Raw genomic sequence first — 21,982 nt, 5'->3', positions numbered from 1 at the left:
CCCGGACCGGGTGCTTTCATGGTCGTATGACCCTGTTGGCCGGAACGTCGGGATGGCAGTACAGGGACTGGCGGGGCGTGCTCTACCCGGCCGGGTGCCCGATGCGGCTGTGGCTGGAGGAGTACGCGCGGTGGTTCGCGACCGTGGAGCTGAACAACGCGTTCTACCGACTGCCGACGCGGGAGACCTTCGAGAGCTGGCGGGAGCGGGTGCCGCCGGACTTCGTCGTCGCGGTCAAGGCCAGCCGCTATCTGACCCACATCAAGCGCCTGCGGGAGCCGGAGGAGCCGGTGCACCGGCTGATGACGCACGCGGCCGGCCTCGGTGACCGGCTGGGCCCGGTGCTGCTCCAGCTGCCGCCGACGCTGCGAGCGGACGCGGGCCTGCTGGACGCCTGTCTGGCCTGCTTCCCTCCGGGGACGCGGGTGGCGGTGGAGCCGCGCCACGACTCGTGGTGGACGCCGGAGGTCCGCGGGGTCCTGGAGCACCGGGGTGCGGCCCTGTGCTGGGCGGACGTGCTGGCCCGCCCGGTGACCCCGCTGTGGCGGACCGCGGACTGGGGCTACGTCCGCCTGCACCAGGGACGCGCCCGGCCCTGGCCGCACTACGGCCGGCGGTCCCTGGAGACCTGGGTCGACCGGATCGCCACCGCCTTCTCCGGCGCCGAGGACACCTACGTGTACTTCAACAACGACCCCGGCGGGGCGGCGGTGCGGGACGCGACGGCCTTCGGGAGGGCGGCGGCCAGGGCGGGGTTCACCGTCACCCGCACCCCGAGCCGGCTGCCCACCGCCGCCGGACCCTGACCGTTCCCCGGCGCTGAGCAACCCCTGTCGGCCCCTGCCCGGTCAGTCCCGGTCGGCCCCGTCCCGGTCAGGCCCGGTCGGCCCCGGCCCAGTCAGTCCCGGTCGGACCCGGCCCGGTCAGTCCGCGTCGGCCCCGGCCCGATCAGTCCCCGTCGGCCCCGGCCCAGTCAGTCCCGGTCGTAGCCCGCACGCAGTGCGTCCCGTACGGCTTCCAGCGCGTCGTCCTGCGTCAGCCCCAGCCGCCGGGCCCGCTCCGCGTACGTCTGGGCCGCCGCCGCCAGTTCCCGCTGGGCGGCCGAGCCGGCGGCGGCCACGAACGTGCCGTTGCGCCCCCGCGTCTCGATCACCCCGTCGGTCTCCAGCGCCCGGTATGCCTTCGCCACGGTGTTCGCCGCGAGCCCCAGCGACTCGGCCAGCCCGCGCACGGTCGGCAGCCGGTAGCCCACCGGCAGCGCACCCGACCGTGCCTGCTCGGAGATCTGCGCCCGTACCTGCTCGTAGGGCGGGGCGGTGTCGTCGATGCGGATCTTCAAGGTCACCGCTCGATTGTCCCGCACCCGCCGGAAAATGAGAGGCACCCCGGCAGGCCCCCGGCGTACCGTGCGCGCATATGACAGTGATCGTGCGCGACCTCCGTGCCGACGACCGGGCCGACGTCGAAGCCTTCGCCCGGGTACGGCACCTCGCCCTCCCGTTCATCCTGTGGACCCCGGACGCCATCCTCCACCACCTGAACCACTCCCACCCCGACACCCACTTCGCCTCCCTGGTCGCCGAGGAGGACGGCGAGGTGATCGGCACGGCCCAGGTGAGCCTGGCCCACGACACCTCGGAGCCCGGCCAGGGCCTGCTCACCGTCTACGTGCACCCCGGCCGGACGCGCCGCGGCGCCGGCGGGCTGCTGGTGCGCGCGGCCGAGGACCACCTGGCCGCGCACGGGGCGACGAAGCTGTTCACCTGGGTGCTGGACACACCGGCCGACCGGGCCTTCGCCGAACGGCACGGCTACCGCGTCGGCCGCTCCGCCGACTTCCTCCGGCTGGACCTCGCCGGCGGTACGCTCCCGCCGCTCACGCCTCCGCCGCCGGGCGTCGAGCTGCGCACCGCGGCCGACTTCGCGGACGATCCGCGCCCGCTGTTCGAGCTGGACGCGGAGACGATGTCGGACGAGCCGAGCGACGTCGACACCGAGTTCGCCGACTACGACAACTGGCTCGAGGTGAGCTGGCAGCATCCGCTGCTCGACCGGGAGCTGACCACCGTCGCGGTGGTCGACGGCCGGCCCGCCGCCTTCACCGTCGCCTACACCGACCGCGCCGGCCGGTATTCCACCGCCATGACCGGAACCGCCCGCGCCTTCCGCGGCCGGGGCCTGGCCAAGCTGGCCAAGAACGACTCCCTGCACCGGGCCCGCGCGGCCGGCTGCCGGGAGGCGTTCACCGGCAACGACACCGGCAACGAGCCGATGATCGCGATCAACAAGTGGTTCGGGTACGAGCGCTGCGGGACGGAGGTGCGGTATGTCCGCGAACTCGGCTGAACCGGCCCGGCGGCTGGACGTCGTACTGGTCAAGGCGGGCCGGACGAAGATCCGTTACCCGGCCCGACTGCTCGGCGACGACGGCACCCGGATCGCGGTCCGCGCGCCCTGGGCCGGTGACGGCGCGCGCGACTTCGGGTTCGTCCGCTTCGAGAAGGGCGACGTCTTCACCGAGTACTACTGGCGGGATCTCCCCCACTGCCCAAAGGGCGTGGGAGGTGCCCCCAGTACTCGGTGAAGCAAGTGCGTGACGCCGACGGCCGCCTGAAGGGCTGGTACTGCGACATCACCCGCCCGGCCGCGCTCACCGGCGCGGAGCTGACCGTCGAGGACCTCGACCTGGACCTGTGCCGCTCCGCGGACGGCACGGCCGTACGCCGTCTGGACGAGGACGAGTTCGCCGACAGCGGCCTGGCACGCAGCGACCCGCGGGCGGCGGCCGCCGCCGTGGCCGCGCTGGACGAACTGGAGGCGCTGGCCCTGCGGCGCGACGGCGCCTTCGAGGCGCTGCTGGGCTGACGCGGGCCCTCATGCCCGGGTCCTCACACCCGCGCCACCACCGCGTACCGCTCGTCGTGCACCTCCTTCCCCCACAGCGGCGCGTCCCCGGACAGCCGCTCCACCCGCACCTCGACGGCGAGCGGGGCGAGCAGCGCGGTGAGGCGGTCGGCGGGTATACCGACCGGGCCGGCCGTCCCCCACACGCCCTCCACCAGCACGAACCGCCCTCCGGGGCGCAGCAGTCGGCGCCAGTGCCGCAGGGCGCGGCCGGGGTCGGGCAGCGCCCACAGCACATGACGCACCAGCACGACGTCGAAGCGCCGCTCCCCCACCGGCGGCAGCGCCGCGTCGCCGGCGAGGAACACCGCGTCACCCCCGGCCTGCCCGGCCTGCCCGGCCGCCTTCGCCCGCGCGAGCGCGACCATGGCGGGCGAGCGGTCGACGCCGGTGACGCGGTGTCCCTGCTCGGCCGCGAGGAGCGACAGACTGCCCGTGCCGCAGCCGAGGTCGAGGACGTCGCTCGCCCGTCCGGGCAGCCAGCCGGTGAGCCGGCCGGCCCAGGCCCGGCGCACTCCGGGATCGCGCAGGCCGTGGTCGGGCTCCTCGTCGAAGGTGGCGGCCCGCGCGTCCCAGTCCACATCCGCACCGGTCAAGCCCTTGTCGTCTGGTGTCATGGGCCCCAGAGTGACACCTGCCACTGACAGTCGAATCGTGACCACCACCACTGACAGACCCCCGCCGATGAGTCAGGCTCGCGAAAAGGGTCTACCTCCGTGACATCACGGAACCCGGTAGGCACTGAAGGAGGCAGCCATGCGCCGCACCACCGTGCACAAGCCCCTGAAGAGGACGGACGCCCGCCGGATCCGTGAGGAGGCCGACGAGCGCCCCGCGGGGCGCCCGGAGGTGCGCAAGGACATCGCGCGCACCTGGTGGCCGGACGGGTGATCAGCCCGGTCCCGCCCCGCCGTCCAGCCGCTTGCGGTAATGGATGCGGTCGTACGGCCCGTCCTGCCTCCGCTCCACGACCTCGTACCCGTAGCGCGGATAGATCCGCTGGTTCTCGAACATCAGCGCGTTCGTGTAGAGCCTGACCTCGGACAGCCCCAGCGCACGCGCGTGCGCGTCCACGAAGTGCAGCAGCCGCCGCCCCACGCCCCGTCCGCGGGCGTCGGGGTGGACGGCGACGCTGTCGAGGAACAGGTGGTCGTCATGCGCCTCGACGACCACGAGACCGACCACGGGATCGCCCGTGACGAACACCCTGCCCGCGGCCACGTCCGCCGCGTGGTCCGCCCGCACGGGCACCGGCACCACTCCGATGCGCGCGATGTAGGGGTGGTACGCGGCCTCGGTCACGGCCCGTACGGCCGGCACGTCGTCGGCGGTGGCCGGCCGGATCCCCTGCTCCGTCATGGCGTGCACGCTACCTGCCTCAGCGCAGCCTGAGCACTCCCTTAACGGCACCATAAGGATCTCCCTCACCGGCCTCCGGCAGGCGATTCCGCGGTCTTCCGGCGCTAGTTTCGGATCGCCCCCACGGGTTCGCGCCACGGGTTCCGCACCACGAGGTCCACGCCACGGAGTCCGCGCCCGGGTTCCGCCCCCGAGGGCCGCCCCGCGCGTCACGTCGAGGACCGTCTCCGAGGAGTTCCCGCATGCCCGCACGCCGCCGCAAGGCCGCCGTCGCCGTCGCCGCCCTCGGCGCGGCCCCGCTCGCGCTGACCGCCCTCGCCGCCGCCCCGGCGTCCGCGCACGGCTCGATGGGCGACCCGGTCAGCCGGGTCGCCCAGTGTTACGCCGAGGGGCCCGAGAGCCCGAAGTCGGACGCGTGCAGGGCGGCGGTCGCGGCGGGCGGCACGCAGGCGCTGTACGACTGGAACGGCATCCGCATCGGGGACGCGAACGGACGGCACCGGGAGCTGATCCCGGACGGCAGGCTGTGCAGCGCGGGCAACGAGGAGTTCAAGGGGCTGGACCTGGCCCGCGCCGACTGGCCCGCGTGAGCAGCGGCTCGTACACCTTCAAGTACCGCGTGACCGCCCCGCACAAGGGCACGTTCACGGTGTACATCACCAAGGCCGGTCACGACCCGGCCCAGCCGCTCGCCTGGTCCGACCTGGACCTGGAGCACCCGGTCGCGTCGGCCACCGACCCGGTCGCGTCGGGCGGCTACTACACCTTCTCCGGCACGCTGCCGCAGCGTTCCGGCAGGCAGCTGCTCTACGCGATCTGGCAGCGCTCGGACAGCCCGGAGGCGTTCTACTCCTGCTCGGACGTCGCCTTCGGGGGCGACAGCGGCGGCGCCACGACGGCCGGTGCGGCGCCGGTCCCGAGCGCGTCCGCGCCCTCCGAGGAGCAGATCGAGGACGGCGCCGGCAAGTCGACGGTCGAGCACCACGGTCACGGCGACGACGACGCCCGCACCTCCGCGCGGCCGGCCACCACCGCGGACGGCAGCGCGGAGGGCGGTGGCACGGACGCCGTCGCGGCCGGAGCCGCGCGGCGCCTTGCCGAGACCGGCGGCGACGGCGGCGTGCCGTACCTCGCCGTGGGCGGCGCGGCGGCCCTGACGCTCGGCTCGGCGGCCCTGTTCGCCTCGGTCCGCCGCCGCGCGGCCGGCGGGCGGCACGGCCGCTGGGCGGGGCCGGCGGGGGGGGGGGGGGGGGGGGGGGGGGGGGGGGCGCCGCGCGGCCCCCCCCCCCCCCCCCCCCCCGACGCGGGGTCAGCTGAACACCGACGCGCAGGTGGTGGCGGTGGCGTGCGCCGGGTCGAGCGCGTTGGCCACCTCGTGGAAGGCGATCCGGTCGATCAGCGCGATCGCCAGGTGCTCGGAGAGGTCGAGCGAGCACAGGTTCTGCAGCAGCACGTTGTGCACGTCGGAGCCGCTGAGGTACTGGCTCTGGTACGGCGTGACGACCTCGTCGTACTTGCTGGCGAGGACGGTGTAGTGGACGCCGGGGACGGTGTCGCCGCCGGCGTTGAGCTTGGTGAGGAGGGCGGAGCCGGTGATCTGGTCGGCCAGGGCCGGGGTGGCCGTGGACAGCAGGTCCTCGGCTCCCGGGAAGTAGGGCAGCAGGTTGGTCAGGCCGTTCAGGTCGGTGCCGTGGTTGCTGGGGGCGATACCGACGAGGGCGTTCACCTTGGCGGCCCCGCCGAGGAACTTCAGGTAGTAGCGGGGCATCATGCCGCCCTGCGAGTGGCCGACGATGTCGGTCTTGCCGGCGCCGGTGGCGGTGAGCACCTTGTCGACGAAGGCGGACAGCTGCTCGGCCGACTTGTCGACGGGGCCGAGGCCGTAGAAGACCGGGACGCCGGGGAGCTGGCCGTAGTCGAAGGAGAAGACGCAGTACCCGCGGTTCTTCAGATACGGGGCGAGGCCCAGCCAGTTGTCGACGGAGTTGCCGAGCGTGCCGTGGACCAGGACGACGGGACGGGGGTGGGCGGCGGAGGGCTTGCAGGAGTAGTCGTTCCAGCCCGCGCTGGGGGCGGTGGAGGCGTGGGCGGCGGTGGCGGGGACCAGGGCGACGGCGGCGGTGAGGAGCAGCGCGGTCAGGGGTCTGAGGAGTCTTTTCCAGGGCAGCATCGAGTGATCTCCTTGCGGCTCAAGGGAGTTGCGACGACAGGACGCCCTGTGATCCGGATCACGAGGATGCTGTTCACCCATCAAGTTACGGGCGAGTAGCGCAGACGTGAAGTTACGCGTCAGTAAAAACTTCCAGTGACAGCCGATTCGGCGGTAACGCCTGATGCGGCGTCACCAGGTGGGCCGGACGGGGCCGTAGGGGGCGAGGCGCGCCAGCCGGTCGGACAGCGCCCGCACCTCGCCCTCCCCGAGCAGCCCGGCCCACCGGCGGACCGGTTCCGCGGCCGCCTCCTCCGCGGCCCGCGTGCAGGCCCACCCGCGCTCCGTCAGCACGATCAGCCGGGCCCGCGCGTCGACGGGATGCGGCCGCCGCTCGGCGTACCCCTTGCGCACGATCTCGTCGACGAGCTGGCTGGCGGCCTGCTTGGTGACCCCGAGGTGGGCGGCGAGGTCGGTCACCGTCGCACCGTCCGGGGCAAGCCGCGCGAAGGCGAAGCCGTGCGCGGGCCGCACCCCCTCGAAGCCGCGGGCGGCGACGCCCTCGTTGATGCGCTGCGTCAGCTCGCCGGCGACGGCGAGCAGGGCGGCGGACAGGGCCATGGCCTCGGAGTTCTGCACGAAGGCATTGAAACACCCTTGACGAAATGGTCAAGCAGCTTGACCATTTTCACCGTCTCCCGAACGGAGGGCACCCATGCCCGTCATCCGCACGTCCGACGCCGTCACCCACGAGATCCACGGCGCCCGCTTCGTCTCGTACGCCACTCCCCTCACCGGCAGCAAGGAGCTGTGCGCCTGGCGGAGCGAGATCCCGTCGGGCACCGGGGCGACCGTGCACACCGTCAGCCGGGAGGAGGGCTTCCACCTGCTCATCGGCGAACTGCTGGTCACCCTCGACGGCCGCACCGAGCGCGTCACCGCGGGCGACACGGTGATCGTGAACCCGGGCACGGCCTTCGGCGTCGAGAACCCGACCGACCAGACCGCGATCTCCTGGGTCACCACGTCCATCGGCCTGGAGGCCGAACTGGCCGACGGAACCCGGATCAGCCCGCCGTGGGCGAACTGACCACCCGGCCGGCCACGGTCACCCCGCCGGCCACGGTCGCCCCGCCGGCCGCGTTCACGCCGCCAGCGTCCCCGGCTTCACCGCGTCCGGGCCGAACTTGGCGCGGGCGCGGTCCGCGACCTCCTCCAGACGGCGGGCCTTCTCGTCGGCGGGGTCGAAGGTGAGCTGGTGGGAGGCCTGTTCGGCGGGGGCGAGGCCCTCGGCGCGCAGGTGGACCGCGCGGACCCGGGCGCGCTGGAGGCCCAGCGCCTCGTACATGCCGTACGCCGCCGCGGTCAGCGCGGCCGAGTGGGCGGTCGACTCCTTCAGGGTGCGGCTGCGGGTTGTGGCGATGGGGGTCCCCCCGCCCGAGCCTGTTCGAGAGTGGGGGAATTCGGCGTAGCGCACGGTGAGGGTGAGCGTGCGGCAGACCTTGTCCAGGACGCGCAGCCGGGCGCCCAGTTCCTCGGCGGCCGAGAGCAGGGCGCGGCGGTGGCGGCCGGGGTCCAGTTCGTCGCGGGGGAAGGGGCGTTCGGCGGCCAGCGAACGGGAAACGGCGTTCGGGACGACGCGGCCGCGGTCGATGCCGTTCGCCTTCTCGTGCAGTTCGCGGCCCGCCCTCGCGCCGACCAGGCGCTGGAGCGTGGACAGCGGCGCGGCGGCGACCCGGCCGAGGGTGTCCAGGCCGTACTCGCCCAGGGTGCGGGCGGTCGCCGCGCCGACGCCGGGGAGCGCGGCGACGGGACGGTCGGCGAGGAACTCCGCGATGCCGCACGGGTCTTCGGGCACCGCGCGGGTCGCCCCGGGCCGGGCGTCGCACAGCGCCACGCGGGCCAGCAGCGGCCCGGGCCCGGCGCCGATCACGCAGTCGACCCCGTGCAGCGCGAGGGCACGGACCCGGATCACCGACGCCAGTTCCACCGCGCTGCGCCCGAAGTACCGCTCGGCGCCGCGCAGATCGGCCAGCGCCCCGTCCGGCGGCAGCGCCTGGACGACCGGCGTGAACTCCTCGAGCAGTCCGAGCAGCCCCGGCAGGGCGGCCTCGTGCGCCGGCGGCAGCTGGAAACGTACGCACAGAACGGTCATCCCGCACTCCCCGGACTCTGGTGCCACAGCTTCCTTCCCACCGCGGGCCCTTCGCCCGCGGGGCGCAGATCCGCCCAGGGGTGCATCCGGTACCCCGTGGGCATGCGGATCCTCCGGTCCTCCATCGGGTCGCGGGCCGCGGAGCCCGCGGGCGCCGGCCGCCCGTCCGAACCGGCGAGCCGGGCCGGCGACGAACCGCCGCCGTCCTCCGGCGCGGAGCCATCGCCGTCCTCCCGTCCGGAGCCATCGCCGTCCTCCCGTCCGGAGCCATCGCCGTCCTCCCGCGCGACGCGGTCCCCGGCGGCGGCGCCGTCCCGGCCGGACCCGGCCGGGACGGCCAGCCGGGCCGCGACCCCGTCGAGCCCCTCCTCCCGGCGCACCTCCAGCAGGTCCGCGAGGTTCCAGGCGGCGGCGCCCACCACGCTGAGGCTGCGCGGGCCGCGCCGCTGCACCACCCCGCGCACCAGCAGCAGCCAGGAGTGGAAGACGGTGTGGGCGCAGGCGTCGTGGGAGTCGTCGAAGAAGGCGAGGTCGACCAGGCCCGTGCCGTCGTCCAGGGTGGTGAAGATGACGCGCTTGCCGGAGCGGATCGGCGGGGTCTGGGTGGCCGCCTTGGCGCCCGCGACCAGGACCGTCTCGCCGTGCCGCGCCTCGCGCAGCCGCCGCGCCGACATCACGCCCAGCTCGTCGAGGAACTCCCGGTGGTCGTCCATCAGGTTGCGCGAGGCGTCCATCGACAGCACACCCAGCTCGGCGCTGAGCCGCTCCGCCGAGGAGAGGTCGGGCAGCCCGGCCGGGGCGGTCCTGCGCCCGCCGGCCAGGGGCAGCTGGCCGCCACCCGCGCCCCGGGCGCCCCGGTGCAGCTCGGTCAGGTGCAGCTGCAGGTCCCGGCGGTTGGCGCCGAAGTCGTCCAACGCGCCTACCTGCGCGAGCCGTTGGGCGAGCGGACGGCTCGGCCGGGCCCGCTCCCAGAAGTCCACCAGGGAGGCGTACGGCTGTCCGTCCGCGATCCGCTCCGCCTCCGCCTCGCTGATGCCGTGCACGTCGGAGAGGGCCAACCGCAGCCCCCAGACACCTGATTCAGACACCAGTTCGATACGGTGTGCGACCGCCGACCGGTTCACGTCCAGCGGCAGGATCGGCACCCCGCGCCGCCGTGCGTCCGCCAGCAGCAGCCGCTTCGGATACATCCCGGGGTCGTGCGTGAGCAGCCCCGCGTAGAAGGCGGCCGGGTGATGCGCCTTCAGCCACGCCGACTGGTACGTCGGCACCGCGAAGGCGACCGCGTGCGCCTTGCAGAACCCGTACGACCCGAAGGCCTCGACGGTCCCCCAGGTGCGCCGAATCGTTTCTGCTTCGTATCCGCGCGCCGCCGCGTGCCGCGCGAACCAGACTTTGATGCGCGCCTGCGACTCCGGGTCGGACAGCCCGCGCCGCACCCGGTCCGCCTCGCCGCGGCCGCAGCCGGTCATGATGTCGACGATGTCGATGATCTGCTCGTGGAAGACGACGACCCCGTACGTCCCCTTCAGCGGCTCCTCCAGGTCCGGGTGCGGGAAGCGCACCGGCGCCCGCCCGTGCCGTGCCTCGATGAACGGCCGCACCATGTCGGCGGCGACCGGGCCCGGCCGGAACAGGGAGATGTCGACGACCAGGTCGTGAAAGGTGCTCGGCTGCAGCCGCCCCACCAGGTCCCGCTGGCCCGGCGACTCGATCTGGAAGCAGCCCAGCGTCTCGGTGGAGCGGATGAGCCGGTACGTCGCCGGGTCGCCGGGCGGCAGTCCGTCCAGGTCGATCCGCTCCCCCGTCGCCCGCTCCACCTCCGCGACCGCGTGCGCCATCGCCGACTGCATCCGCACGCCGAGCACGTCCAGCTTGAGCAGCCCGAGGTCCTCGACGTCGTCCTTGTCGAACTGCGACATCGGCAGGCCCTCGCCGCTGGTCGGCACGACCGGCGTGCGGGAGCGGAGGGAGGCGTCGGAGAGCAGCACCCCGCAGGGGTGCATGGCGACCCCGCGCGGCAGGGCGTCGAGCGCCTCGACCAGCTCCCACAGCCTTCCGTACTTCTCCTTCTCCCCCGCCAGGCGCCTGAGTTCGGGCAGTTCCTCCAGGGCCGCGCGGGCGTCGCGGGCGCGGATGTGCGGGAAGGACTTGGCGATGCGGTCGATGTCGGCGGGGTCCATGGACAGGGCCGCGCCCACGTCGCGGATCGCGTGGCGCACCCGGTACGTCTCCGGCATCGCGACCGTCGCGACCCGCTCGGTGCCGAACCGGTCGATGATCGCGCGGTAGACCTCCAGGCGGCGCGCGGACTCCACGTCGATGTCGATGTCGGGCAGGACGACCCGCTCCTTGGACAGGAAGCGCTCCATCAGCAGCCCGTGCTCGACCGGGTCGGCGTTCGCGATGCCGAGCAGATGGTTGACCAGGGAGCCCGCCCCGGAGCCGCGGGCGGCCACCCGGATGCCCATCCTCCGCACGTCGTCGACCACTTGGGCCACGGTCAGGAAGTAGGAGGCGAAGCCGTGGTGGGCGATGATGTCCAGCTCCCGGTGCATGCGCTCCCAGTAGGCGCGCCGGCCGGCGTAGCCGCGCAGCACCATGCCCGCCGCCGCCCGCGAGGCCAGCGCCCGCTGGGCGGTGCGGCGCCCGGCGCCGGCCAGGTGCGGCTCGGGGAAGTGGACGGTGCCGATGCCCAGGTCGTCCTCGGGGTCGACCAGGCACGCGGCGGCCGTCGCCCGCGTCTGCTCCAGCAGGCGGCGGGCCGCCCCGGGCCGGAAGCCCGCGGCCTGAACGATCCGCTCGGCCGCGCGCAGCATGGCGCCCGGGTCCTTGAGCCAGGCCTCCCCCGAGTCCAGTTCCTTGCCCGGGTCGACCGGGACCAGGCGGCGGGCCGCGTCCAGGACGTCGGCGACCGGGCCGAGGCCGGGGTCGGCGTACCGCACGGCGTTGCTGAGCACCGGCCGGATCCGCTGCTCGGCGGCGAAGCCGACGGTGCGGGCGGCCAGCCGCAGCGAGCCGGGGCCGGTGCCCGCGCGGCCGTGCCAGACGGCCTCCAGGCGCAGGGCGTCGCCGTAGACCTCCCGCCAGGGGGCGAGGAGCTTCGCGGCGCGGTCGGGGCGGCCCGCGGCGAGGGCGCGGCCGACGTCGGATGCGGGGCCGAGCAGGACGGTCAGGCCGTCGGCGTGGTTGTCGGACCAGGACAGCAGGGGCGTACCGGCGGACGGGGGTCCCCCCGCCCGGGCGGGGGCGTGGGCGGCGGTGACGAGACGGCACAGGCCGGCCCAGCCGGCCGCGCCGTCCCGGGCCAGGAAGGTGACCCGGGGCGCCGACTCGTCGACGAAGGCGCCTCCGCGTACGGGGGTGCGGCGCCCGCCTCCGCGCACGGACCCCGGCTGCGGGCCCGCCGCCGCCGGTTCCACCGCCAGTTCCACGCCGAACAGGGGCCGTACTCCCGTCTTGGCGCAGGCCTTGGCGAAGCGCACGGTGCCCGCGAGGGTGTCGCGGTCGGTGAGGGCGAGGGCGTCCATGCCCCGCTCCGCGGCGCGCTCGGCCAGCCGCTCCGGGTGCGAGGCGCCGTAGCGCAGGGAGAACCCGGAGACGGTGTGCAGATGCGTGAACCCCGGCATCCGCACCTCCCGCACCGAACCGTATCGAACATCAGTTCCCGACTCCCTCACCCCCACCATAGACCAATTCCCGAACGTCTGTACGACAACCGTTCGGGCGCTTCCCACCTGCGCAAACGACCGCCGCCCCCGCCGGTCGGATCGGCGGGGGCGGCGGGGCGGCGGCCGGGGTGGCCGGCGTCGTGGCGGGCCGGGCGGGACCCGGTCGGGTCAGGCGCCGTAGTACGCCTTGCGCATCAGCTCCTGCATCTCGTCGATCATCGGCATGCGCGGGTTGGCGGGCGCGCACTGGTCGGCGTAGGCGTTGAGGGCCTGCTGCGGGAGCGCCGCCAGGAAGGCCTCCTCGTCGACGCCCTCCTCCTTGAAGGAGGCCGGGATGCCGCAGCGCTCGCGCAGGTCCTCCACCGCCCGGGCGTAGGACTCCACGGCCTCCGCGGGGGTGGCCGCCGGCAGGCCCAGCATGCGGGCGATGTCCTGGTAGCGCTCGGGCGCCCGGTAGGTCTCGGCCTTCGGCCACGGGGTCGCCTTGTGGGTGACCGTGCCGTTGTGCCGGATGACGTGCGGGAGCAGCAGCGCGTTGGTGCGGCCGTGGGCGACGTGGAAGGTGTTGCCCAGGGTGTGCGCCATGGCGTGGACGAGGCCGAGGAAGGAGTTGGCGAACGCCATGCCCGCGATGGTCGAGGCGTTGTGCATCCGCTCCCGGGCCTTCGGCGCCTTGGCGCCCTGCTTCACGCAGGCCTCCAGGTTCTCGAAGATCAGCCGGATCGCCTGGAGCGCCTGCCCGTCGGTGAAGTCGCTCGCGTACACCGAGACGTACGCCTCGGTCGCGTGGGTCAGCGCGTCGAAGCCGGAGTCGGCGGTCACCGTCGGCGGGAGGTTCATCGACAGGACCGGGTCGACGATGGCCACGTGCGGGGTGAGCGCGTAGTCGGCGAGCGGGTACTTCTTGGCGGCCTCCGGGTCGGAGATGACCGCGAAGGGGGTGACCTCCGAGCCGGTGCCCGAAGTGGTCGGGATGGCGATCAGCTTGGCCTTGTCGCCCAGCTGCGGGAACTTGTAGGCCCGCTTGCGGATGTCGAAGAACTTCTCCTTCGTGTCCGCGAACTCGACCTCCGGCCGCTCGTACATCAGCCACATCACCTTCGCCGCGTCCATCGGCGAACCGCCGCCGAGCGCGATGATGGTGTCCGGCCGGAACTCCCGCATGGCGGCCGCGCCCGCCTGCACGGTGGACAGCTCCGGGTTGGGCTCGATGTTGTCGATGTACTGCATCAGGACCGGTTCCTCACGCGAGTTGAGGATCTCGGTGACCCGGCGGACGAAGCCGAGCTGCTCCATGGTGCGGTCGGTGACGACGGTGACGCGGTGCACGTCGGGCATGGCCTTCAGGTAGCGCAGGGCGCCCTTCTCGAAGTAGATCTTCGGCGGGACCTTGTACCACTGCATGTTGTTGTTGCGCCGCCCGATCCGCTTGATGTTGAGCAGGTTGACCGCCGAGACGTTGTTGGACACCGAGTTGTGCCCGTACGAGCCGCAGCCGAGGGTGAGCGAGGGCAGGAAGGCGTTGTAGACGTCGCCGATCCCGCCGAGGCTGGCCGGCGCGTTGACGATCACACGGATCGCCTTGACCCGCTTGCCGAACTCCTCCGCGAGTTCCTCGTCCTCGGTGTGGATGGCGGCGGAGTGTCCGAGGCCGTCGAACTCGACCATCTGGGTGGACAGCCGCAGTCCGTCCTCGGTGTCCAGCGCCTTCAGCGCGGCCAACACCGGCGACAGCTTCTCCCTGGTCAGCGGCTCACGCGCGCCGACCTCCGTGCACTCCGCGACCAGGACGGAGGTGCCCTCGGGCACGGTGAACCCGGCCTGCCCGGCGATCCAGGCGGCGGACTTGCCGACGATCGCGGCGTTCAGCTTGGCCTCACCGCAGTTGGTGCCGTGCGCGCTGACGCCGAAGAGGAACTGCTCCAGCTTCTCCTTCTCGGCGGCGGTGACGACGTGGGCGCCCAGCCGCTTCATCTCGGCGATGCCGGCCTCGTAGACCTCCCGGTCCAGGATGACCGCCTGTTCGGAGGCGCAGATCATGCCGTTGTCGAAGGCCTTGGACAGGACGACGTCGTGGATCGCCCGGGCGAGGTCGGCGTCGGCCGCGACGTAGGCGGGGACGTTGCCGGCACCGACGCCGAGGGCGGGCTTGCCGCAGGAGTAGGCGGCGCGGACCATCGCGTTGCCGCCGGTGGCGAGGATGGTGGAGACGCCGTCGTGGTTCATCAGCAGCCGGGTCGCCTCCATCGACGGCTCGTCGATCCACTGCACGCAGTTCTCCGGCGCGCCGGCCGCGACGGCCGCGTCCCGCACGATGCGGGCGGCTTCGCGCGAGCACTCCTGGGCGCTGGGGTGGAAGGCGAAGACGATCGGGTTGCGGGTCTTCAGGGCGATCAGCGCCTTGAAGACGGTGGTGGAGGTCGGGTTGGTGACCGGTGTCATCGCGCAGACGACCCCGACCGGCTCGGCTATCTCGGTGACGCCGGTCAGCTCGTCGCGGTGGATCACGCCGACGGTGCGCAGACCGCGCATCGAGTGGGTGACGTGCTCGCAGGCGAAGATGTTCTTGACCGCCTTGTCCTCGAAGATGCCCCGGCCGGTCTCCTCGACCGCCAGACGGGCCAGGTCGCCGTGGGCGGCGAGGGCCGCCAGGGACGCCTTCTTGACGATGTGGTCGACCTGCTCCTGGTCGTAGGTCTCGAACTGGCGAAGTGCTTCCAGCGCGCCCTCGACCAGTACGTCCACCCGTTCTTCGACCTGCATGGCCGGCCTCCTCCACCACGACCCTTCGCTGACATATCCATTCGACCGCGACGGCCCGATGCGCGGGGCGCGAGACCGGCCCCCACTTGGGGGGACGAAGGTCCCTGTTCACGTCGTGCGAAAGTCCCGCCCCGACGTGCGGGACGGGACTTCGGCACGGGACTTCGGCACGGGCGAGCCCCCGCACGGTGGGGCGTGCGGGGGCTCGGACGCTGCCGGCCACGGGTCGGCTCATGCGCGGGCCGGCTCATGCGCGGGCCGGTGGCGCGTATCGGCAGCGGATCAGTAGACGTGCACCCCGTAGGCGCTGAGCGCCTCGGTCACCGGCTGGAAGAAGGTCGTGCCGCCGGAGGTGCAGTCGCCGCTGCCGCCGGAGGTCAGACCGTAGGCGGTGGTGCCGCCGTACAGCGGGCCGCCGGAGTCGCCGGGCTCGGCGCAGACCGTGGTCTGGATCATGCCGTAGACGATGTCGCCGCCGCCGTAGTTGACGGTCGCGTTGAGCGCGGTGACCTTGCCGCTGTGCGTGCCGGTCGTGGAGCCGCGGCGGTAGACGGTGGTGCCGACCGACGGGGTGGCCGCGCTGGTGATGTCCTGGCTGCCCACGGTGCCCGACTTGGTCACGGACGTGTTCGTGTAGCGCACGATGCCGTAGTCGTTGGTGGGGAAGCTGGACCCGGCGGTGGTGCCGAGGGTGGTCGAGTGGGACGAGTTCGACCACCAGGTGCCCGCGCCGTCGGTGCAGTGACCGGCGGTCAGGAAGTAGTAGTTCCCGCTGGAGTCCTGGACGTTGAAGCCGAGCGAGCAGCGCCAGCTACTCGCATAGATCGCGTCGCCGCCGGAGATCAGCTTCTTGAAGGTGCCTGGGGTGTGCTTGATGGTCAGGGCCCCGGCGTTGCTGCCGGCCTGGCGCTTGATCTTCGCGATCTCGGCCTTGGAGACCGTGCTGTCGACGGTGACGACGACCCGGTTGGTCTTGCTGTCGACGGCCCAGGCGGTGCCCGGGACGTCGGCCTTCAGCACCGAGTTGCCCGCGCTCTTGAGCTGGGCGGTGCTGAAGGGGGTGGCGCTGGACGCGTTCGCGCTGGGGACCGCGACCGCTGCCGCGGCCACGAGTCCGGTGGTGACGGCGATCAGCCGGGTCCGTCTCGTGATACCGCTGCGGGGAGTTGTGCGCTTGATCCTCACTTTTCGTTCCCTCCATGGGAATTCGGGGGCCCGCGTGGGGTCGGGGCCCGTGAGGCGCAGCCAGGCGCACAGGTATCCGGATTTCGGACACGCTGTGTCTCTGACGAGGCGCTTGCCGGGAGTATTCGGCCGCACCGTCGAGCGGCGCAAGGGCGCCTTTCGGCCGCATGACGTTCAACCGGGCTTCACCACAAGGTCGTTGATCTTGCCGCGAACCGAAGCATTCTCGCTGTTCTTCACCCTGGAGGGTGGAAGTCCGCACCCGCCGGGAGTCCGTGAGGCACCGTCGGAATGGCGCATACATGTCATGTCCGCGGCAGCCGACTCGGGGTGGCGATGAGGCCACGGCATGCCGGACCGTCAGGACGCGCCACCGGCCACGGTGTGCCGGGCGGCGGGGGCCGCGAGGCCCGGGTGGCCCCTCAGCGTGCCGCCCGTATAGAAGGTGCGGAACAGGCCGTGACGCTGGAGCAGCGCGGCCGTCAAAGGGCGCGACCGCCTCCCGGCCCGGCCGCCCGCCGGCTCTCACCGGCGGGGCCGGCGGACACCCGGTTCAGCAGTCGCAGCCGCAGTCGCAGCAGTCGCACCCGTCACCGCAGTTCCCGCAGCACTCGCAGCAACTGCAGCAGTCGCCGCAGTCACTGCAGTCGGTGTTGCTGCACAGGCCTTCCCGGCGTTGGCGGGTCCACGGGTCCTCGAACTCGCCGCAGCACATCTGGCAGGTGCAGGCGAGCCCCAGCCACACCGCGCAGCCCGCGATGAGCCCGCGCGGGGCGCGGGGCGGCCGCGGCGGCAGCGGGGTACCCGGCCCGCCGGGCGGCGCGGACGGACCGGACGCCGACTTCACCGCCCCGTGGGCGCAGGAAGCGGTGCCGAAGGCCCGGTCGACGGAGGTGCGCAACTCGTGCACGAGCAGCCGGTGCACGAGCGCGCCGTCCGTGAACTCGGCCTCGCGCAGCGCCAGCCGTATCCCGTGCAGCGCGTCGTCGGCCAGCCGCCGGGCCTCGGTGAGCGGTGTCCCGGTGGCGGTGAGCGGGTTCCACGCGCCCGAGGCGGCGTCGGCCTCCTGGTCCTCCACGGCGTCCAGCAGGTGCGCGAGCCGCCCGAAGAGACGGCCGGCCTCGGCGAGCGGCTCGGCGTTGCCCGGCCGGCCGGCCAGCACCGCGGTGTGGGCGAAGGCGGCTGCGGTCGCCGTCTCGGTGGGCTCGGTGACCGTCAGCACGGGCGTCCCCGGCCCGGCGAGCGCCTCGATGCCGGTCTGCCGCTCCACCGCGTCCAGCAGGACGGCGGTGTCGAACCCGACGGCGACACCGCCGCGGGCGCCCGCCGCACCCCAGCTCGCGGCGACCCGGCGGGCGGCGACCGCCACGGGCCGGCGGGCCAGCAGCCCGTCGCCGTCGGCGACATGGTCGCGCACCTTGGCCGAGGCGAGCACCAGCGAGACGGCGGCGGCGAGATGCGCCCCCTCGCCCCGCGCTACGGACGCGGTGCGCATGCCGCGCAGGGGGCACGGCCCCGCCGTGCGCCGCCATCCGTCCTGCCTCTCGGCCTGAGCCTCCGTCAGCACCGATATGAGAAGTCCGTCGTAGTTCGTCACGAATCGCGCGAACTGTCCGTGGTCCTTACGGAGAGCGAGACACAACCCGCACAGATGGGCCATCCACTGGGCCCCCAGGCGCTCCCCCAGCCGATGCCGGCAAGGTCTGACAATTCCGAACAAGACGATCCCCCCGTGGCGTGCGCGACCACCTATAAGGCGTTGAACTGGCGCATCGTACCGACCGTTCCTTCACCCGTACGCGCCGCCCGTCACCCGTCCGCCAGCAAGAATCATATTTCACTCACAGTCAGCAGCCGTTTGGGCAACAACCCGTGGGACACACGGACTCTCGACGGATTCGCTGTGCACCAGTACCGTCACAAACCCCCCGCGCGGCGTCTATCCACTTGGCGCGACGTCCGCATCATGGATGACCATAGGGATGCGGAAAGCACGAAAGACCGCTGTGAGAGGAGGCGTCCATGGGATCGGTACGCAAGGCGAGTGCCTGGCTTGGCCTCGTCGACGACAACGATGACGAGCGTTACTACGACGACGACTACTCCGAAGGGACCGAGCCCGGGGATGCCTGGGTCACCGACCCGCGGGTCAGGGTGGCCACGGACGTCGCGGAGGACCGCGGCCGCCGCATCGGCACGATCACCCCGGACAGCTTCCGGGACGCTCGCGCCATCGGCGAGATGTTCCGCGAGGGCGTTCCGGTGATCATCAACCTCACGGCCATGGAGGCCGGCGACGCCAAGCGTGTCGTCGACTTCGCGGCCGGGCTGATCTTCGGCCTGCGCGGCTCGATCGACCGCGTGTCCAACCGCGTGTTCCTGCTGAGCCCGGCCGACACCGAGATCGTGAGCGGCGAGCCCGCCTCCCACCGGACGGACGGGTTCTTCAACCAGAGCTGAGGCAGGGCCGCTCACCGGCCCCGCACCACGCGGGGTTCACCGGAAGGCGTCGAGCCCGGTGAGCGCCCTGCCCAGCACGAGCTGGTGCCGTCCGCGCCGTACGGAAGATCTCGATGGCCTCGCGGACGTCGTCCAGTCCGCCGGAGCCGACCTGCTCGGGACGCAGGTGGCCGGCCCGGCATCCAAGCGCCGCCCCGGGTGGGCGGGCGAGCAGAATCCCCTTGTGCGGTTCGACCGGGATCACACCGAGACACGGGGCTGGGTGGCCTCCCGGGGTGCGGGCACCTCGACGGCCGGCGGCTCCGCGCACTGCATCACCCTCGGCAGCCGCAGCGCCATCACCGCCCCCAGCAGCAACAGCCCGGCGCTCACCAGCAGCGTCACGTGCAGCCCGTGCACGAAGGAGTCCCGCGCCGCCCGGTGCAGGGCCGCGCCGACCGGCCCGCCGAGCTTCCCGGCGACCTCGTAGGCCTCGCCCAGCGAATGCCCCGCCGAGGCGGACGCCGACGCCGGCACACCGGGGACGGCCGACAGCCCCGGCGCGTACGCCGCGTTCATCACGCTGCCGAGCAGCGCGATCCCGATGCCGGCGCCCAGCTGGTACGACGTCTCCCCGATCGCCGCAGCCCCGCCGGCCTGCGCGGTCGGGGCCTCGCTCAGCATCGACTCGTACGCCCCGAACAGCGTCGTCTCCAGGCCGAAGCCCAGCAGCACGAAGCCGGACAGCAGCAGCGCGGGGTTGTCCGTCGCGCCCATCACGGTCAGCAGCACCACGGCCCCGGCGGTCAGGCAGAACCCGAAGCACACCATCCGGCGCGGCCCGAAGCGCCGCAGCATCCGCGCCCCCGCCAGCCCGGCCGCCATCGCGGCGAACGTCAGCGGCAGCAGCCGCAGGCCCGTCTCCAGGGGCGACAGCCCGAGCACCAGCTGCAGGTACTGCGCGGCGATCAGCTCCAGGCCCACCAGGGCGAGCATCGCCAGCACGATGCACCCCACGGAGGTGCTGAACGCCGGCCGCGCGAACATGCCGAGGTCGACCAGCGGATGCGTACGGCGCCGCTGCCTGCGCACGAACAGCACCAGCAGCACCGCGCCCACCACCAGGGGCGCCACCGTGAACACGCTCCCCGGCGCTTCGCCGCCGCCGAGCCGCTTCACGCCCAGCACCACGCCGAACAGTCCGGCCGCCGCGGTCAGCGCGCCGACCACGTCCCAGGGCCCGTCGCTCGCGCCCCGCGACTCCGGCAGCAGGATCCGGCCCACCGGCAGGCTGACCAGCATCAGCGGGATGTTGACCAGGAAGACCGACCCCCACCAGAAGTGCTCCAGCAGGAAGCCGCCGAGCAGCGGGCCGACGGCCGCGCCGACCGCGGCGACCGCGCTCCAGACACCGATCGCGAGCGCCCGTTCACGCCGGTCGGGGAAGACCTGGCGCAGGATCGAGAGCGTGGCCGGCATGATCATGGCGCCGCCGACGCCGAGCAGCGCCCGCGCCATGATCAGAACCTGGGGATCGCGGGCGAGGGCGGCCAGCCCGGAGGCGACGCCGAACAGCGCGTACCCGAGGAGCAGGATCCGTCTGCGGCCGACCCGGTCGCCGAGCGTGCCGAAGAGGATCAGCAGCGAGGCGCAGACGAGCGGGTAGACGTCGACGATCCAGAGCAGTTCTATCGCGCCGGGCCTCAGGTCCTCGGTGACGGCCGGCACCGCCACGTGCAGCACGGTCGCGTCGACCGCCACCAGCAGCAGGCTGACGCACAGCACGACGAGGACGACCCAGCGGTTGGCACCGGCCCCGGCCGCCCGACGGCGCAGCTCAGCGGCGGCCGTGGTCGTTAGGGACATGTACGTACCTCCCAGACTTTCCCTCGCGTCCGGCGGGCTCACGGGTGGGGACTCCCCGTGACTCTGGCCGAGAGGAGCAGTGCTCCCCGGCCCGCGCAAACGAAGGCGAGTGACACGTCAGAGTACGCGAGATCCGGACAGTGCCGAGTGGCGGACCTCTCAGACTCCGCGCGAACCTGTGTGGCGTACGCCACTCTCCTCCCCCGCGACCACGCCCCGCCCGGCCGTCCGGTTCCGCGTGCGGCCGATAATCGGGGCCGTGACCGATCTCGCGACGCGCACCGCCCCGCCCGGCACCACGGCCCTGCGCCGGGCAGCCCCGGCCCTGCTCGGGTACGCGGCCGTGCGCGCCCTGGGCCTGGTGGCGCTGGCCCTGTGGAGCGCGGCGCGCGACAGGAGCGCGTACACCCTGCTCACCGCCCGCTGGGACTCGCTGTGGTACGCGAGGGTCGCCGGGCTCGGTTACGGCTACGAGGTGCGGCTGCCGAACGGGGACGTCCACTCGAACCTGGCGTTCTTCCCGCTGCTGCCCTGGCTGGAGCGACTGCTGCACGCCGTGACGCCGCTGTCGTACGCGGGCGCGGGCTTCACCGTCGCCCTGCTCTCCTCGCTCGCGGCGGCCTGGGGGATCTTCGCCGTCGCGGACCGGCTGTACGGCCCGCGGGCCGGGGTGTGCGCGGTGCTGCTGTGGGCGGCGCTGCCCGTCGGGATCGTGCAGTCGATGGCGTACAGCGAGTCGCTGTTCACGGCGCTGGCCGCCTGGTCGCTGTACGCGGTGCTGGCCGGCCGCTGGCCGGCGGCCGGCTCGCTGGCCCTGCTGGCGGGGCTGACCCGGCCGGTGGGACTCGCGGTGGCGGCCGCCGTGTGGGCGGCGGGCATCACCTCGTTCGTGCGAAACGGGAGCGTTCCCGGCCCGCACGGCGCGCGCGGCCCCGCACGCGCCCCCCAGCGCGGGGACAGCCCGCCCCCAGGGGGCGCGACCGTCCGACGGCGCGCCCTCGGCATGCTGCTCGCGCCCCTCGGCACGGCCGGGTACGTCCTGTGGGTCGGCCGGCACACCGGCAAGGGTCCCCTCGGCTACCTGGACGTCCAGGCGGGCTGGCGCAACGGCTTCGACGGCGGCTACGCCTTCGCCCGCTTCGTCGCCGGCCGGTTCACGTCCTTCCCGTCGGCCCTCGCGGGCGCCGGCCTGATCGCCGGGGTCGTCCTGGTCGGCCTGCTGTACGGGGCGTGCGTGCGGCAGCGCCAGCCGCTCCCGCTCCTGGTGTACGCGGGCGTGGTCACCGCCCTCGCGTTGTGCGCGTCGGGCTACTTCGGTTCCAAACCGCGCCTGCTGATGCCCGCCTTCCCGCTGCTGCTGCCCCTCGCCGTGGCCCTGGCGCGGCTGCGCCCGTCCAGGTCGGCGCTGGTGGTGGGCGGCGTCGCGGCGGCGTCCGCCGTGTACGGGGCGTTCTGGCTGAACGGCTCGGGTCCGCCGTGAGCGACCGCGCT

At 73.4% G+C, this 21,982-nt stretch carries 17 protein-coding genes and 2 pseudogenes; 8 read left to right on the top strand and 11 right to left on the bottom strand.

The features are described from left to right. The first annotated feature begins 26 nt into the window (after positions 1-26). Positions 27-806 (top strand): DUF72 domain-containing protein, encoded by a 780-nt coding sequence (locus ACH4ZX_RS10090; RefSeq protein WP_398270360.1) that lies wholly within the window; start codon positions 27-29, stop codon positions 804-806. A gap of 167 nt (positions 807-973) precedes the next feature. Here the strand turns inward: ACH4ZX_RS10090 and ACH4ZX_RS10085 are convergent, their stop codons facing one another. Continuing rightward, positions 974-1,345, bottom strand: a complete 372-nt coding sequence (locus tag ACH4ZX_RS10085) for a GntR family transcriptional regulator (RefSeq protein ID WP_398270357.1) — start codon at positions 1,343-1,345, stop codon at positions 974-976. Positions 1,346-1,416: 71 nt separating this feature from the next. On the opposite strand from ACH4ZX_RS10085, the gene ACH4ZX_RS10080 reads away from it, so the two are divergent. Continuing rightward, positions 1,417-2,346: a GNAT family N-acetyltransferase gene (locus ACH4ZX_RS10080; protein WP_398270354.1), complete on the top strand. Its 930-nt coding sequence runs from the start codon at positions 1,417-1,419 to the stop codon at positions 2,344-2,346. Next, positions 2,327-2,865: pseudogene (locus ACH4ZX_RS10075) on the top strand (DUF402 domain-containing protein). The gene ACH4ZX_RS10080 and the pseudogene ACH4ZX_RS10075 overlap by 20 nt, the downstream one beginning before the upstream one ends. Positions 2,866-2,888: 23 nt before the next feature. On the opposite strand, the gene ACH4ZX_RS10070 reads toward ACH4ZX_RS10075, so the two are convergent. Further along, a complete protein-coding gene (locus tag ACH4ZX_RS10070) occupies positions 2,889-3,521 on the bottom strand; it encodes a class I SAM-dependent methyltransferase (protein WP_398270351.1) in 633 nt (210 codons plus the stop codon). A 139-nt stretch (positions 3,522-3,660) separates the two neighbouring features. Here ACH4ZX_RS10070 and ACH4ZX_RS10065 point away from each other — a divergent pair, with 139 nt between their 5' ends. After that, positions 3,661-3,795 (top strand): hypothetical protein, encoded by a 135-nt coding sequence (locus tag ACH4ZX_RS10065; protein ID WP_360758008.1) that lies wholly within the window; start codon positions 3,661-3,663, stop codon positions 3,793-3,795. Here ACH4ZX_RS10065 and ACH4ZX_RS10060 read toward each other — a convergent pair whose 3' ends face one another. Next, positions 3,796-4,263 carry a GNAT family N-acetyltransferase gene (locus ACH4ZX_RS10060; RefSeq protein WP_398270347.1) on the bottom strand — a complete coding sequence of 156 codons (468 nt, stop codon included), beginning with the start codon at positions 4,261-4,263 and terminating at the stop codon, positions 3,796-3,798. A 242-nt stretch (positions 4,264-4,505) separates the two neighbouring features. Here ACH4ZX_RS10060 and ACH4ZX_RS10055 point away from each other — a divergent pair. Continuing rightward, positions 4,506-5,485: pseudogene (locus ACH4ZX_RS10055) on the top strand (lytic polysaccharide monooxygenase); the annotation flags it as partial. An 87-nt stretch (positions 5,486-5,572) separates the two neighbouring features. On the opposite strand, the gene ACH4ZX_RS10050 reads toward ACH4ZX_RS10055, so the two are convergent. Then, positions 5,573-6,433 carry an esterase/lipase family protein gene (locus ACH4ZX_RS10050; RefSeq protein ID WP_398270344.1) on the bottom strand — a complete coding sequence of 287 codons (861 nt, stop codon included), beginning with the start codon at positions 6,431-6,433 and terminating at the stop codon, positions 5,573-5,575. Positions 6,434-6,604: 171 nt separating this feature from the next. After that, on the bottom strand, positions 6,605-7,051 hold the full coding sequence (locus ACH4ZX_RS10045) for a MarR family winged helix-turn-helix transcriptional regulator (protein WP_398270341.1): 447 nt from the start codon (positions 7,049-7,051) through the stop codon (positions 6,605-6,607). Positions 7,052-7,127: 76 nt separating this feature from the next. Between ACH4ZX_RS10045 and ACH4ZX_RS10040 the strand changes: the two genes are divergently transcribed. Continuing rightward, positions 7,128-7,502, top strand: coding sequence for a cupin domain-containing protein (locus ACH4ZX_RS10040; RefSeq protein ID WP_398270338.1), 375 nt, complete (start codon positions 7,128-7,130; stop codon positions 7,500-7,502). Between the two features lie 54 nt (positions 7,503-7,556). Here ACH4ZX_RS10040 and ACH4ZX_RS10035 read toward each other — a convergent pair whose 3' ends face one another. From ACH4ZX_RS10035 to ACH4ZX_RS10015, 5 genes are all read right to left on the bottom strand, one after another. After that, on the bottom strand, positions 7,557-8,567 hold the full coding sequence (locus ACH4ZX_RS10035; RefSeq protein WP_398270335.1) for a DNA polymerase thumb domain-containing protein: 1,011 nt from the start codon (positions 8,565-8,567) through the stop codon (positions 7,557-7,559). Then, positions 8,564-12,196, bottom strand: coding sequence for a DNA polymerase III subunit alpha (locus ACH4ZX_RS10030; RefSeq protein ID WP_398270332.1), 3,633 nt, complete (start codon positions 12,194-12,196; stop codon positions 8,564-8,566). Before ACH4ZX_RS10030 ends, ACH4ZX_RS10035 begins: the two co-directional genes overlap by 4 nt. Before the next feature lie 210 nt (positions 12,197-12,406). Then, entirely contained in the window at positions 12,407-15,001 is a 2,595-nt protein-coding gene (gene adhE, locus ACH4ZX_RS10025) for a bifunctional acetaldehyde-CoA/alcohol dehydrogenase (protein WP_398270329.1), read from the bottom strand. A gap of 282 nt (positions 15,002-15,283) precedes the next feature. Continuing rightward, positions 15,284-16,186, bottom strand: a complete 903-nt coding sequence (locus ACH4ZX_RS10020; protein WP_398270326.1) for a S1 family peptidase — start codon at positions 16,184-16,186, stop codon at positions 15,284-15,286. Positions 16,187-16,739: 553 nt separating this feature from the next. Continuing rightward, on the bottom strand, positions 16,740-17,906 hold the full coding sequence (locus ACH4ZX_RS10015; protein WP_398270322.1) for a DUF5685 family protein: 1,167 nt from the start codon (positions 17,904-17,906) through the stop codon (positions 16,740-16,742). A 302-nt stretch (positions 17,907-18,208) separates the two neighbouring features. Here ACH4ZX_RS10015 and ACH4ZX_RS10010 point away from each other — a divergent pair, with 302 nt between their 5' ends. Then, positions 18,209-18,646 carry a cell division protein SepF gene (locus ACH4ZX_RS10010; protein ID WP_324785711.1) on the top strand — a complete coding sequence of 146 codons (438 nt, stop codon included), beginning with the start codon at positions 18,209-18,211 and terminating at the stop codon, positions 18,644-18,646. Positions 18,647-18,886: 240 nt separating this feature from the next. Here ACH4ZX_RS10010 and ACH4ZX_RS10005 read toward each other — a convergent pair whose 3' ends face one another. Further along, entirely contained in the window at positions 18,887-20,491 is a 1,605-nt protein-coding gene (locus ACH4ZX_RS10005) for an MFS transporter (protein ID WP_398270318.1), read from the bottom strand. Between the two features lie 259 nt (positions 20,492-20,750). Between ACH4ZX_RS10005 and ACH4ZX_RS10000 the strand changes: the two genes are divergently transcribed. Further along, on the top strand, positions 20,751-21,971 hold the full coding sequence (locus ACH4ZX_RS10000) for a hypothetical protein (protein WP_398270315.1): 1,221 nt from the start codon (positions 20,751-20,753) through the stop codon (positions 21,969-21,971). Positions 21,972-21,982 lie beyond the last annotated feature (11 nt).

The sequence above is a fragment of the Streptomyces sp. NPDC020490 genome, from assembly GCF_044335305.1.
In the GTDB taxonomy this organism is placed as follows: Bacteria; Actinomycetota; Actinomycetes; order Streptomycetales; family Streptomycetaceae; genus Streptomyces.
Note: the sequence above shows the minus strand (reverse complement) of the source record. Positions and strands in the feature narration are given on the sequence as shown.